This window comes from Rhizobium redzepovicii, from assembly GCF_019793435.1.
Classification (GTDB): domain Bacteria; phylum Pseudomonadota; class Alphaproteobacteria; order Rhizobiales; family Rhizobiaceae; genus Rhizobium; species Rhizobium redzepovicii.
Genome location: NZ_JAILYH010000018.1, coordinates 117,400 through 130,245, shown reverse-complemented (window position 1 = coordinate 130,245; position 12,846 = coordinate 117,400). Strand labels below are relative to the sequence as shown.

Genomic DNA, 12,846 nt, shown 5'->3' with positions numbered 1-12,846 from the left:
AGGTCGCGCGGGCATCAACATCCTTCAACGCACTCAACGACAAAGGAGAAGTCTCATGCACAGCCTTGAAAACCAGATCGTCGATTCCAGCTTTTCGGCCATCATCAACGCCCCGATCGAGAAGATCGATATTCCGACATGGTGTTTTAACCTGCCCGAAAAGGAATACCAGGGATGCTCGCCTGCCCACATCGCAGCGGGCTTCACGACAGCGGACGACGGCACGCGGATGTCGATAAATGTCGAGACAATCGGCGGCAGTCTGATGGTCCAGCATTACCACGAAACAATCGGCGAAAAGGATCATCTCATCCTCGACTCCGATTCCGACGTCTTTACGCCGAACGGCCGGGTCACCATCCACGTCACCTGGGAACTGAGTGTGAAGAAGCTCGATGCGAACCGCTGCGAATTCACCAACCGCGTCCAATCCTATGCGACCGACGAGATGATGGCCTTCCTTGATCGCCAGGGCATCCCGTTCGAACTCTTCCGCACGCAGCGACAGCCGATGTCGATTGCTCACAACAAGGGCGAGACGCCGCTGTTTGCGGCGAGCATTGAGCGCGCGGCCCTGAAGAACTCGGCCACGAAAGCGGCTTAGCCGAAGGAAAACATCATGACAGAACTTTCCTTTGATCGGGACAACACTGGCCTGCTGGTGGTCGACCCCTACAACGACTTCATCTCGGAGGGCGGCAAGATTTGGCCCCGGATCAAGGAGGTCGCCGAGGCAAACAACTGCGTGCCGCACATGCTCGAAGTGCTAACCGCCGCCCGCGAAGCCAAGCTCCGGGTCTTTTTCGCGATGCATCATCGCTATCGGGTCGGAGACTACGAGAACTGGAAGTATGTGGCGCCGATCCAGCGTGCGGCCTGGCACCGCAAGAGCTTCGAGTTCGGCACGTGGGGCGGTGAGTTTAGAGCCGAGTTCGTGCCCGTGGCCGGCGAGGTCGTCGCATCGGAGCATTGGTGCTCGAGCGGCTTTGCCAACACCGATCTCGATCTCGAGCTGAAGCGGCATGGCATCCAGCGTGTCATCGTGATCGGATTGGTGGCCCACACCTGCATCGAAGCAACCGTCCGGTACGCCGCCGAACTTGGCTACGACGTGACCGTCGTTAAGGATGCGGTCGCCGACTATTCGCCGGAAATGATGCATGCGGCACTGGAGGTCAATCTGCCCAGCTATGCCAGCGCCATCATCGACACCAAGGAAACCGTGGCGGCGATCGCCCTCACCCAGGTGGCGTAGGCAGCCATTTTACGGGCTACTTGCATTCGGGAGGCATCAAGCTTGCCGGATGCAGCTCCATTTGAAAAGTAATACTATTTGCATGCCGAGGTTGGCAGGCCTCGCGTCGACGCCTATTTGAGGTCAAAGCCAACTGCCAAAGGTTCGCGTCGAGCCTCCCACATGAGTGGAGGACAGTATTGGCTCTTCGTTTCGAAAGGATCCACAATGACACTCTCAAGCGACCTCCTCATCGGCGGCGCGAGCATGCGCGGCGCGGCCGCGACATTCTCCGCGACCAACCCAGCCAACGGCAGCTCCATGGTGCCGAGCTTTGCGGGCGCGACCAGGGAGCAGGTCGAGCAGGCCGCGTCTTTGGCTTGGGACGCCTTCCCGGTCTACAAGGAAACATCGCTCGATGATCGGGCTCGCTTCCTGGAAGCGATCGCGGAAGGAATTCTAGCCATCGGGGATGAACTTGTCCTACGAGCAATCGACGAGACGGGACTGCCGCGCGGCCGCATCGAAGGAGAGCGTGCCCGAACGGTCGGACAGCTTCGGCTCTTCGCGAAGGAAGTCCGCGACGGCGTTTTCCAGGAACTGCGTTTCGATCCCGCCGACGCCGACCGCAAGCCGGTGGCGAAGCCTGATCTTCGGCTCCGCAACATCGCTCTCGGACCGGTCGTAGTGTTTGGGGCGTCGAACTTCCCCCTAGCCTTTTCCGTCGCTGGCGGCGACACTGCCTCCGCCCTCGCCGCCGGCTGTCCGGTGATCGTCAAGGCCCACTCCGCCCATCCCGGAACCTCTGCACTGGTTGGCAGGGCCGTCGTCGACGCCGTCGCGGCATGCGGGCTCCCGTCGGGGACTTTCGCGCTGTTGTTCGACGCAGGATTCGAGGTCGGCCAGACCCTGGTCGCCGACCACCGGGTACGCGCAGTTGGTTTCACCGGCTCGCGCCGCGGCGGCACCGCGTTGATGAAGATCGCGTCGGAGCGGAAGCAGCCGATACCCGTCTACGCCGAAATGAGCAGCATCAACCCCGTCATCCTCTATCCAAATGCACTGCTGGGCCGGGGCGCGGAAATCGGGAGATCGTTCGCGGCTTCGCTGACCCTCGGCGCCGGTCAATTCTGCACGAATCCTGGGCTGATCATCGCCATCGAGGGAGCGGGCCTCGACGCTTTCATCGAGAGCGCAGCGGAGGCGTTGGCCGAAGCGCCGGCTCAGACCATGCTCACAGGCGGCATCTACGAGGCGTATCGAAAGGGCGTGGCAAGGCTGTTGTCTTCACCGTCCGTCTCACACGTCTCTGCGGGGAAAAACGGAACGGCTCATCAAGCGTCCGCCGCGCTTTTCGAGACGACGGCGGCTGCCTTTCTCGCCAATCCAGAGCTCGAGGAAGAGGTGTTCGGCGCGGCGGGGCTGATCGTTCGTTGCCACGACGACGACGACCTCCGTAAAGTGGTCGAATCCTTAGAAGGACAGTTGACGATCGCGCTACACGTGGATGCCAAGGACGTCGATGCGGCCTCGCAGATGATCCCCCAGTTGGAACTTCTCGCCGGCCGGCTCCTCGTCAACGGCTTCGGGACGGGCGTCGAAGTCTCCCCGGCGATGGTCCATGGTGGACCTTATCCGGCGACGTCGGACGGAAGATCGACGTCGGTGGGTACATTGGCGATCTATCGTTTCCTGCGACCCGTCTCCTACCAGGACTTTCCGGTCGACCTGCTTCCTGCCCCTCTCAAGGACGGTCGGTCCGCCCCTCGCGTGTAGAAGATAAAAACGGAGCGGGACGGCTCACGCCCCCGCTCCTTGTCCGGCAAGGGTTAGACCTCTGAAGCCTTCGCAGCCATCGTGGCCTTCGCCCACCACACCAGCTCGTCGAGCGCAGTCTTCGCCGATGGCAGGAGATTGGCTTCGATTTCTTCGATCGGCTTGTTGCCGCCCATCGAGAAAACGGTGAAGAAGTCGCTGCCGCCAATATGAACGGCCGCATGGGTCGAAACCATCTGCAGCTCTACGCCGATGCCGCGAAGATGCTCGAGAGCACGCGACCCGCCCGCGGTGCCGTAGGCGATCGCAGTGAACGGCTTGCGCGCCCATTCCACATAGGACTGGTCGAGGGCGTTCATCAGCACGCCGGTGATCGAGCGATTGTATTCAGCGACAACGAAGATGTACCCGTCGTAGCGGGCGACGGTGTGCTGCCAACGAACGGCTTCGGCACTCTGGCTGGGTGCGTAGGCGTTCGACGCCACCTCGTCGAAGAACGGCAGGGGATGGTCACGCAGATCGACGATTTCGACGTCGATATCGTCGCGGGCCTGAGCCTGCTTCAGTATCCACTGTGCGGGCTTGTCGGCGAAACGGGTCGGCCGGGTGGAGCCGATGATGATGGCGATCTTTGGTTTCGTAGGCATGGCGTTCCTAATTTTATGTCGGTTGATGATAATGACCCTCTGGGAGAGGATCAGTCGCTACTCAGGGCGTCTGCATAGGCATAAAGCCCAGGAGAACCTCCCGTCATGACGAACAGGACGTTGGATCCTGGCGCGATGACTTCGTTTTCGATATCGGACAGCAGGCCGGCAAAGGCTTTCGCTCCGTAGACGGGATCCAGAAGCAGACCTTCAGAGCGGCCGACGAGCCTGATCGCATCAATCATTTCGGACGTCGGCATGCCGTAGCCGCCACCAAGCTGCGCGCCGTCTATCGCCAGCTCCTCCGCTCGAATGCGGTTTTTCTTCCCGAGGAGGTCGAGGACCGCATTGACCTTCTCCACCGTCGCGGCGACGCATTTCTCCGCTGGCGAGAGCACGGTGTATGCTTTGATCCTGGAAGGATTTTTTCCGACCAGGGCATCTCCCACGGCCAGACCGGCGTGCATGCCGCCGCTACCGTTCGGGATGACGACGTGGTCGAACGCGATGCCGATCTCAGTCGATTGCGCTGCGATTTCGAATGCGCAGTCGACGTAACCCAGAGCTCCGACCGGCGTCGAACCGCCAAGCGTGCCCACGAAAGCCTTCCCTCCGGCCGCGGCGATCTCCGACGCGCGGGCCGTGGCGAACGCGCTCGCATCATCGCCCGTGCCGAGGAGGTGTACGCGGGCGCCAAAGATCCAGTCCAACAAGACGTTGCCGTTGGCCTGGTAGATCTCGGTCCCGCGGGGCACCATTTGAGCCAGAACGACCTCGCATGCCAGTCCGGTTCTGGCGCAGGCGGCCGCGGCCAGACGGGCGAAATTTGACTGCACGCCGCCGGTTACGACGAGGGTATCGCAGCCTTTCGACCGGGCCTCGCCGATCAGGAATTCAAGCTTGCGGAGCTTGTTGCCCCCACCCCCGAGTTCCATCAGATCGTCTCTCTTCGCCCAGATCGAGACGCCTCTTCGGCTCTCGCCGAGCACTTGCTCCAGACGATCCAGCCGCTGGATCGGCGTCGGTCCCTTCACCAGGCGTACGCGCGAAAACCGGTTCAAAAGGTCCCAGTCGGACATCTTTGCCTCGCTTCTTGAGTGTTGTCGCACGGGTGTCAGGACGCCAGTGCCGACGTCCGGTAGCGCGGGGCGGGAACGTTGCGAGAGAGGTTCGGCATCAGCTTTTGACGAGCCGCCTCATATGAGTTCCAGTCGGCGATGTCAGGAACCGAGGGAAGAGTGATCAGCTCGCCCATGTCGAGACCGGCGAGTGCCGCATCGACGGCGTCTTCCGCCTTCATGACGATCTGGTCGGGAAGACGGTCGAGCGAGCCCCCCGACGCTTCCCAGAACGGAGTCTCCACCGCGCCGGGAAGGACTGCCTGGATTCGAATATTCTTTTCGGCCAGCTCCTTCTGCAGCGAGAAAGTCAGGGCGATGACGAACGCCTTCGTCGCGCCGTAGACGCCGTTGAGGATCTCAGGCGCGATCCCCAATGCGGAAGCCATGTTGACGATCGTGCCGTGCTCGCGGGCCACGAACGACGGCGCGACGGCATAGACAAGACGGGTCAGGGCCGTGACGTTCAGCTTGATCATCCGCTCCATCGCCTCGACGTCGGACATCAGGAGAGGCTCGACGGCCCCGACCCCGGCGTTGTTGATGAGCATGGTGATCGACGGGTCGCTCCGAAGGATTCCCTCGACCTTGAGAAGATCGTCTCTCTCGCCGAGATTCGCGCGAACCGTTTTCACGCTGCGGCCTGTCGCCTGCGCGATGTCCTTTGCAACCCTTGTGAGCGAATCCTGACTACGCGCCACGAGTATGAGGTCGTAGCCGCGTCGCGCCAGCCTGTCGGCATAGAGCGCACCGATGCCGGACGACGCGCCGGTGATGAGGGCCGTGCCCGTTGGGAAGTTCGTCATGGAAGTTATCCTTGCTAGAGTGAAAAACCGTGGGCTGTCAGCGTAGCGTCCTGAACGCGGCCCGAAGCTCAGATGCGAAAAGGTCCGGTTGCTCCCAAGCCGTGAAATGGCCGCCCTTGTCGACTTTGTTGTAGTAGATGAGGTTGTGGTACGCCTTCTCCGCCCAGCTCTTCGGAACCTGGTAGATCTCGCCGGGAAACACCGTGATCGCGGCCGGAATCTTGATGTCGACGGCGTTGAAGTTGTTGGCGTTGTTCTCCCAGTAGAGCCGCGCGCCCGACGTGGCGGTCCCTGTGAACCAGTAGCGGGAGATGTCGTCGAGCATCTCGTCCTTTGTCAGAGACTTCTCCGGATCGCCGCCGCTGTAGGTCCAATCGGCGAACTTGTCCTAGTACCAGGCGGCGAGACCGACGGGTGAATCGGTCAAGGCATAGCCCAACGTCTGCGGCCGCGTTATCATCATGAGGGCATAGCCGGCGCCCTTTGTGTAGAGCGCATTCATCTGTTCGTCGGCGGCCTTTTCGTCCTCGGAAAGACCGACCGGCGCCGGTTTGCCGTCGGCGAGTGCCTTCGCAATGTCCGGAGGAACGGTGGCAGGCATGTTGGTATGGATGCCGAGCGGTCCTTCAGGCGCCTGGGCGGCCATCTTGTCGGATACGACAGCGCCCCAGTCGCCACCTTGCGAAACGTATCGATCATAGCCGAGCCGCTTCATCAGCACGTGCCATGCGCGCCCGATGCGGTCCGGTCCCCACCCGGGATCACTCGGCACCTCCGAGAAACCGTAGCCGGGCATCGACGGTATAACGACGTGGAAGGCGTCCTGCGCCGCGCCACCGTGCGCGGTCGGATCTGTCAGCGGCCCAATGGTCTTGATGAGTTCGAGCACAGATCCCGGCCAACCATGTGTCATGATTAGCGGCAACGCGTCCGGGTGTTTGGACTTGACGTGAATGAAGTGAATGTCGAGACCGTCGATCCTGGTCATGAACTGCGCATGCGCGTTGAGCTTCTTTTCGCCCCTCCGCCAGTCGTATTCCGCGCCCCAGTACTCAACGAGCGGCTTTAGCTTTTGAAGTTGCGCGCCTTGCGAACGGTCGGAAACCGTCTCCTTGCCAGGCCAACGTGTCGCACGCACACGGCGGCGCACCTCGTCGATCTCCTTCTGCGGTATAGCGCATTTGAACGAACGAATTCCATCTTCTGCCGTCGTCGCCCGGACGGGCTTCGGCAGGATGCTGAGGGCCGCGGTCGCGGCCGTGACTGCACGCAGTTCCCGCCGCGTCGGGGACAGTGCGGTTGCCGTTTCTACTGCTGCTCTCATGACGTCCTCCATTGAAACTGAGTGGTTTGATTGCGTCCTAGGGATCATCCTGCAGGGCTGCCGAAGATATTGTTCGAAGGTATCGGCGATACCAATGGATCGGTGCTCGCGCATCAACACCTTCGGACAATGGACATCGTGATCAGTGACGGCGCATCGTGCCCATCGCGGTGAAAATGACCGCGATTAACAGGGAGATCGAGATGGCTATCCAGGAACCCACCCCAACCAATTCCGTCAGCACGGATCACATCGACACGAAGCTCGAAGTCGTCGTCATTCCCGTGTCGGACGTCGATCGGGCCAAGTCCTTTTACACCGGCCTGGGCTGGAGACTCGACGCCGACGTGTCGGGCAAAGAAGGCTTTCGCGTCGTGCAGGTGACCCCGCCGGGCTCGCCTTGCTCCGTAATCTTCGGATCGAATGTGACCGCCGCCGCACCCGGTTCCGCTCAGGGCCTCCACCTCGTCGTCACAGACATCGAGATGGCGCACGCGGCCCTTGCCTCCCGCGGCGCCGAGATGAGTGGCGTCTTTCACGACGCCGGCGGCGTCTTCCACCACAAGGGCGCCGACCAACGGCTGCCAGGACCACATCCGTCCCGGTCGAGCTACGGTTCTTTCGCCTCCTTCTCAGACCCCGACGGCAACGGCTGGCTGCTACAGGAGGTCACCGCGAGGCTTCCCGGTCGCATCGACGCCAAAGGCGTTGCGTTCGCATCCGCCGGCGACCTCGCACAGGCGCTGCGAAGGGTCGCTTCCGCTCATGGCGAGCATGAGAAGCGCGACGGCGGCAAGCACGACGACGCCTGGCCGGACTGGTACGCCGACTACCTGGTTAAGGAGCAGGCTGGCCAAACCCTACCGACGTGACCGCTTCAATCTTTCACTTCACGGCTTTCTGACCGCCCACCCCTCCGGGTCTGAAAGCCTGCGCCCCAGGCGATCCTCCCCGCCTGAGCGTCGCGCAAGAACGCCGGTCCTCTCCGGCCGGCGTTCCCTCTGCCTACCGGCGGCACTCGTCCGTCCGCCTCGGATACGGACGCTGAGCAGGTACCGAGCTCTTCACCGCAACTATGAGATTAGCTGGGGAGAACGCCGCGGAGAACCGTCATTTACCCGCAGACAGCCAACCGCTTTCGGCACAATTATTCGAGGCTGCCGGATTCCGCGGCGATGCGTCCCAGTTCCGAACGTAGACGTGGGACTGCAAAGTCGATGAAGGCTCGTACTTTCGGAACGGCTGCGCGCCCTTGAGGCGTTAGGATGTGGACAGGTAGCGCAGGTGGCTCCGCCTGAGCAAGGACGACTTTGAGGCGGCCGTCTCGGACATATGCCGCGACATGATAGGAATAGAGCCGGGTCACGCCCATTCCTTCGGCGGCCGACGCCGCGGCTGCTCGGACGCTATTGACCAGATAGCGTGGGGTGAAGTGAAGGGTTCTTGGAACGGAAGTACCTTTGGCCGGCGCAAAGCTCCAGGATTCGAGCCCGAAGTTCGAGAAGGCGATCAAGTCGTGGCGAGAGAGTTCCGACGGCTCGTTGATGGGAGCTCGGCTGTCGAGATATCGCGGCGCCGCGACCACGACGCGGCGGACATCTCCGCCGATGCGGGTGGACATGTGAGTCGAGTCGGCGAGATTCCCGATCCTCAGGGCGACATCCACTCCCTCGTCGACGAGGTTCACGAACCGGTCGAGCATCAAAAACCGAACTGAGACGTTGGCGTTCTCACGCAGAAAGCTGTCGAGGATCGGCCGGAGCACCTCTTCACCTAGGATGGGGGGCGCCGAAATTGTCAACGTTCCTCGCGGAGAGGATCGCTCGGAGCCGGCGATCATGTCCGCCTCCTCGAGATCGACAAGCACCCTGCGGCATGCTTCGACATATCGCTGGCCCGCTTCGCTGAGCTTTAGACTCCTTGTCGTGCGGTGAAGGAGCTCCACGCCAACATGTTGCTCGAGCAGACCCAATGCCCGGCTGATCGCAGTCGGCGACCGCTTCAGCCTACGAGCGGCGCCCGCCAGGCTTCCTTCTTCAACCGCAGTGACGAAGACCTTCATTGCATCGATACGATCCATTATCTGCTCCCGACCCGCTCTAGGCACCGGCGACCCGCGCGAAGTTGCCGGTCACCGGCCTTCTACCCAACAAGCAGGTGACGCGCGACCCTTCAGGCCCGATACCATCGTACAATGGACTTACCCGCTGGACTGCTCATTCTGTCCAGGCTTGCTAAGCGAACTGATGAGTTTGTCGCTAAGCCACGTTTCAGATACCTTTTTCGGGAAGTTGGCGACGACCTGACAGCGCTTTGGGAGAGCACATGTACCGGATGACCTCCACGGTGACCACTTTGAACCCAAGCGATCAGGATCGACCGACAGTTTTCGTCGTTGATGACGATATTTCCGTGCGAGAATCGCTGGAGCTGCTGATTGGCTCCGCCGGGTGGCTCCGCTGCATTTTGATTCCGCGCAAAGTTTTCTCGAAGCACCGGTTCTGGCCTCTCCCTGCTGCCTGGCTCGACGTGAATATGCCAGGACTAAACGGCCTCGATCTCCAGAGCATGATTGCGATAAGCCGGAGTAGGATGCCCATCATATCGTGTCCGGTTTCGGCGACGTTCCGACGAGGGTGAAAGTCGGTCTTTCAGTCTGTCGCTCCATCATTGAGAGTCATGGTGGGCAGCTTTGGCTGAGCCTAATCAGGGGTCGTGCGTTACCATGCACTTCTCCGTACCAGCCGCCGAAGAGGCGACAGTCGGAGGAACCAGCCAATACCAAGGTGTTGTGCATACCTTGGTGCAATTGTTGCAGAAGGCCTTCAGTGCGAATTTCCTCCTCGTCAAAGAACAGCGCACGAGCGAGGAGGACGCCATGTCCCGAGTAGAGTCAAAAATAACCCGTCGAACACTGCTTGCAGTCGCTGCGTCCGCCAGCGCTATCGGGGTCTTTCCCGAAGCGTTCGCAGAGACCGGTACCGTGTCTGGGTTCCGACCCTTCAAGTTCACCGCGTCCAAGGATCAGCTGGCCGATCTCCATCGACGCGTTGCCGCCACCCGTTGGCCGGACGAGGAAAACGTCACAGACGACAGCCAGGGCGTCAGGCTCGACACGATTAAGAAGCTCGCCAACCATTGGAAGACCCATGACTGGCGAAAGGTCGAAGCTCGGCTTAGTTCCCTTCCACAGTTCCTCACAGAGATTGACGGCCTCGACATCCATTTCATTCATGTCAAGTCGAAGCACGAAAATGCGCTGCCGATAATCATCACCCATGGCTGGCCTGGATCGGTTATCGAACAGATGAAAATCATAAAACCCCTCACCGATCCGACCGCCTTCGGTGGCACCGAAGCTGATGCCTTTCATGTGATCATTCCTTCTCTGCCGGGCTATGGATTCTCCGCCAAACCCAGGAACGCGGAGTGGACGCCACCCCGAATTGCCAAAGCATGGGCTGTTCTAATGCAACGCCTCGGCTATTCAAAATATGTGGCCCAAGGTGGCGATTGGGGCAATGCCGTCACAGAACTGATGGCGGTGCAGGAGCCCGCGGGGCTCCTCGGTATCCATACCAACATGGCGGCTACCGTCCCTACCGAGATAACCAAGGCGCTTGCCGCCGGCATTCCACCTTCCAATCTCTCAGCAGACGAGAAGCGGGCCTACGATCAGCTCGACGATTTCAACAAGAATGGGCTTGGCTACGCGATTGAGATGAACAACCGGCCACAGACCCTCTATGGAATCGTAGACTCGCCGATCGGGCTCGCGGCCTGGATGCTGGATCATGACATCCGGAGCTACCGAATGATCGCAAGGTCTTTCGATGGCGAACATGAAGGCCTTACGCCAGACGACGTCCTAGACAATATCACCCTTTATTGGCTTACGAACACTGCGATTTCGTCAGCACGACTCTATTGGGCCAACGCGCATTTCCCGTCTGGCGGTTTCTTTGATCCGCGTGGCATCAAAATCCCGGTCGCTGTCAGCGCTTTTCCGGACGAGATATACCAGGCGCCACAAAGCTGGGCCGAAAAAGCATACCCAAAGCTGATCCACTACAATCGGCTACCTAGGGGTGGGCACTTCGCAGCCTGGGAGCAGCCGGAGCTGTTTACCTCGGAGCTGCGGATAGCTTTCAAGTCTTTGCGCGACCAAATCTAGGTCGAGCCTTCAAACCCCACCCCTCGTGCCATCTTAGTATGCGGCGCCCACATCGGGCGCCGTGCGGGAAATCCGCCGATGTGTATTGGGAAGGTTTCCAGCTTCCTGCACTTCTGCGCGGGAGCATGACGTGGGCGACGTCCTCCGCCTGTCCGACACTTGAGAAGACCGACAGCGCTTCCGCGCCGGCGCGCGTGTCCGGCGAGGCCAGCTATTCGGCATTCATATCGGTTTCTTTCACACCCGGCAGCACGGCATTGACGGTAATCCCGAGCGTTGCAACTTCAGGGGCCAGCGCCAGTGTCAATGTCTCCAGCGCTCCCTTGGAAGCAGGCGGGATCTCGAACTCAGTTGCAGTCAATTACAACTCAAGCTTCGCTCACTGTGACCTTGTCCCAGGTCTTATCCCCACCTTTGAGTTCGCTCCTGCATATCCCTCCGGGAGAGTGGGCAAACACTCCGCGCAATGGGCGTTCCGCTAGACGGTTGTTCTGCCGGCGATCCCGAAGTTTGAAACCAGCGTGGCTTTCTCTCTCCGCAGTCACTTCAACTATTTTCCATAGATATAGGAATGTACTGTACGTGTCTCCCTTCGCGCCCGGTTGAGAAAACATCCGCCTCTGTGGCACACTCGCCAGTACCCTATCGCGCCGATTATGTGATGTTGCTTATGCATCTTTCGGGAGGCACACCAGACCGATGTGTTTTTCGGCCGGGCATCAAGGTATGGTATCAGCATCACCGAGGCCAAGGGAACAAAAGCTCTCGCCGGCCTTTCTTTGCGGAGAGGCCACTTTGGACACGCGCATGGAAGCTCCTCCTCTTGATCGAAAGCTAGCCGCCATCCTCGCTGCCGACGTGGAGGGTTATTCCCGGCTCATGCATGTAAACGAGGAGCGGACTCTGGCTACTCTGACTTCGCATCGCACGATCGTCGACGGCATCATCGAACGGGCAAAGGGGGAAATCTTCGGGACGGCTGGTGACAGCGTTCTTGCTGAATTCCCATCGATCGTGCTCGCGTTCAATGCCGCCGTTGCAATGCAGCAATCTATCTGGCGCGCCAACCAAGCTTTACCTGACGAAGAGCGCATGAATTTTCGTATCGGCATTAACGTCGGCGACATTCTAGTCAAGAACGGGAATATCTTTGGCGATGGTGTAAATATCGCGGCTCGGTTGGAAGGCATGGCGGATGTCGGCGGCATCTGCGTCACCCGCGGTGTCAGAGACCACCTGCGGGATCGTGTCGACGCGACGTTCGAAGATCTTGGTGAGCAGACATTTAAAAACATCGCAAGACCGCTGAGGGTCTTCCGGGTGCAGTTCGACCGGGAGGCAGACCCGATCATCGATGGACCCGAGCCCCGCTTCCCGTATCTCGACGATGGGAGCGACAAAGGCACTTGGGTACAGCATGCCGAACCGATACCGACCGATTACCGAACCCCCGACGACATGCAGCAGGTCGAGATTGCTTACTGGGACTCTGTACGGGAAAGCAATGACCCCAATGAGTACCGACAGTATTTGACGCGATATCCGAACGGCAAGTTTGTCGATCTGGCGCAGGCTCGCCTTGAAAACGGCAAGCCGTCGACGGAAGAGCTGGCGGTCGAAGTTGCCTTCTGGGACACGGTACGCAGTGATGGGAATGCTGCAATGATCGAAGCCTACCTTGCCAGATATCCCCAAGGACAATTTTGTGACTTGGCGCGTCTGATGCTCGCGGGACCGGGCAGGTAGAATTATCAAACACAGAAGCTG

Annotated in this window: 10 protein-coding genes and 3 pseudogenes; 7 read left to right on the top strand and 6 right to left on the bottom strand. The window is 60.2% G+C overall.

Features of this window, described 5'->3' with window-relative positions; genetic code table 11:
• The first annotated feature begins 55 nt into the window (after window positions 1-55).
• The 3 genes from K6N12_RS26220 to K6N12_RS26210 all read left to right on the top strand — a co-directional run bounded on the left by K6N12_RS26220 (window position 56) and on the right by K6N12_RS26210 (window position 3,010).
• On the top strand, window positions 56-604 hold the full coding sequence (locus K6N12_RS26220) for a hypothetical protein (protein ID WP_131711448.1): 549 nt from the start codon (window positions 56-58) through the stop codon (window positions 602-604).
• A 15-nt stretch (window positions 605-619) separates the two neighbouring features.
• Window positions 620-1,255 (top strand): cysteine hydrolase family protein, encoded by a 636-nt coding sequence (locus tag K6N12_RS26215; protein WP_131711447.1) that lies wholly within the window; start codon window positions 620-622, stop codon window positions 1,253-1,255.
• A 207-nt stretch (window positions 1,256-1,462) separates the two neighbouring features.
• On the top strand, window positions 1,463-3,010 hold the full coding sequence (locus K6N12_RS26210) for an aldehyde dehydrogenase (NADP(+)) (protein ID WP_131711446.1): 1,548 nt from the start codon (window positions 1,463-1,465) through the stop codon (window positions 3,008-3,010).
• Window positions 3,011-3,063: 53 nt separating this feature from the next.
• Here K6N12_RS26210 and K6N12_RS26205 read toward each other — a convergent pair whose 3' ends face one another.
• The 4 genes and pseudogenes from K6N12_RS26205 to K6N12_RS26190 form a co-directional block, all read right to left on the bottom strand.
• The gene (locus tag K6N12_RS26205; RefSeq protein WP_222135053.1) at window positions 3,064-3,657 is read right to left on the bottom strand and encodes an NADPH-dependent FMN reductase; all 594 of its coding nucleotides are present in this window, start codon (window positions 3,655-3,657) and stop codon (window positions 3,064-3,066) included.
• Window positions 3,658-3,707: 50 nt separating this feature from the next.
• On the bottom strand, window positions 3,708-4,736 hold the full coding sequence (locus tag K6N12_RS26200) for a D-cysteine desulfhydrase family protein (RefSeq protein ID WP_131711445.1): 1,029 nt from the start codon (window positions 4,734-4,736) through the stop codon (window positions 3,708-3,710).
• A 35-nt stretch (window positions 4,737-4,771) separates the two neighbouring features.
• Entirely contained in the window at window positions 4,772-5,581 is an 810-nt protein-coding gene (locus tag K6N12_RS26195; RefSeq protein WP_131711444.1) for an SDR family NAD(P)-dependent oxidoreductase, read from the bottom strand.
• A 37-nt stretch (window positions 5,582-5,618) separates the two neighbouring features.
• A pseudogene (locus tag K6N12_RS26190) lies at window positions 5,619-6,905 on the bottom strand (epoxide hydrolase family protein).
• 203 nt (window positions 6,906-7,108) lie between these two features.
• Here K6N12_RS26190 and K6N12_RS26185 point away from each other — a divergent pair.
• Window positions 7,109-7,777 (top strand): VOC family protein, encoded by a 669-nt coding sequence (locus tag K6N12_RS26185; protein WP_131711443.1) that lies wholly within the window; start codon window positions 7,109-7,111, stop codon window positions 7,775-7,777.
• Window positions 7,778-8,052: 275 nt separating this feature from the next.
• Here K6N12_RS26185 and K6N12_RS26180 read toward each other — a convergent pair whose 3' ends face one another.
• A complete protein-coding gene (locus tag K6N12_RS26180) occupies window positions 8,053-8,985 on the bottom strand; it encodes a LysR family transcriptional regulator (RefSeq protein WP_131711442.1) in 933 nt (310 codons plus the stop codon).
• A 245-nt stretch (window positions 8,986-9,230) separates the two neighbouring features.
• Here K6N12_RS26180 and K6N12_RS34835 point away from each other — a divergent pair.
• Window positions 9,231-9,547: pseudogene (locus tag K6N12_RS34835) on the top strand (response regulator transcription factor); the annotation flags it as partial.
• Between the two features lie 236 nt (window positions 9,548-9,783).
• The gene (locus K6N12_RS26175) at window positions 9,784-11,079 is read left to right on the top strand and encodes an epoxide hydrolase family protein (protein ID WP_222149014.1); all 1,296 of its coding nucleotides are present in this window, start codon (window positions 9,784-9,786) and stop codon (window positions 11,077-11,079) included.
• Window positions 11,080-11,203: 124 nt separating this feature from the next.
• Here the strand turns inward: K6N12_RS26175 and K6N12_RS34280 are convergent.
• Window positions 11,204-11,410 (bottom strand): annotated as a pseudogene (locus K6N12_RS34280) (SDR family oxidoreductase); the annotation flags it as partial.
• A gap of 476 nt (window positions 11,411-11,886) precedes the next feature.
• Here K6N12_RS34280 and K6N12_RS26165 point away from each other — a divergent pair.
• Window positions 11,887-12,825, top strand: a complete 939-nt coding sequence (locus tag K6N12_RS26165; RefSeq protein ID WP_131711484.1) for an adenylate/guanylate cyclase domain-containing protein — start codon at window positions 11,887-11,889, stop codon at window positions 12,823-12,825.
• Window positions 12,826-12,846 lie beyond the last annotated feature (21 nt).

What these genes read in the sequence shown, in the direction of transcription:
- K6N12_RS26220 (WP_131711448.1), top strand. Translation starts at nt 56, where the DNA reads ATGCACAGCCTTGAAAACCAGATCGTCGATTCCAGCTTTTCGGCCATC.
- K6N12_RS26215 (WP_131711447.1), top strand. Translation starts at nt 620, where the DNA reads ATGACAGAACTTTCCTTTGATCGGGACAACACTGGCCTGCTGGTGGTC.
- K6N12_RS26210 (WP_131711446.1), top strand. Translation starts at nt 1,463, where the DNA reads ATGACACTCTCAAGCGACCTCCTCATCGGCGGCGCGAGCATGCGCGGC.
- K6N12_RS26205 (WP_222135053.1), bottom strand. Translation starts at nt 3,657, where the DNA reads ATGCCTACGAAACCAAAGATCGCCATCATCATCGGCTCCACCCGGCCG.
- K6N12_RS26200 (WP_131711445.1), bottom strand. Translation starts at nt 4,736, where the DNA reads ATGTCCGACTGGGACCTTTTGAACCGGTTTTCGCGCGTACGCCTGGTG.
- K6N12_RS26195 (WP_131711444.1), bottom strand. Translation starts at nt 5,581, where the DNA reads ATGACGAACTTCCCAACGGGCACGGCCCTCATCACCGGCGCGTCGTCC.
- K6N12_RS26185 (WP_131711443.1), top strand. Translation starts at nt 7,109, where the DNA reads ATGGCTATCCAGGAACCCACCCCAACCAATTCCGTCAGCACGGATCAC.
- K6N12_RS26180 (WP_131711442.1), bottom strand. Translation starts at nt 8,985, where the DNA reads ATGGATCGTATCGATGCAATGAAGGTCTTCGTCACTGCGGTTGAAGAA.
- K6N12_RS26175 (WP_222149014.1), top strand. Translation starts at nt 9,784, where the DNA reads ATGTCCCGAGTAGAGTCAAAAATAACCCGTCGAACACTGCTTGCAGTC.
- K6N12_RS26165 (WP_131711484.1), top strand. Translation starts at nt 11,887, where the DNA reads ATGGAAGCTCCTCCTCTTGATCGAAAGCTAGCCGCCATCCTCGCTGCC.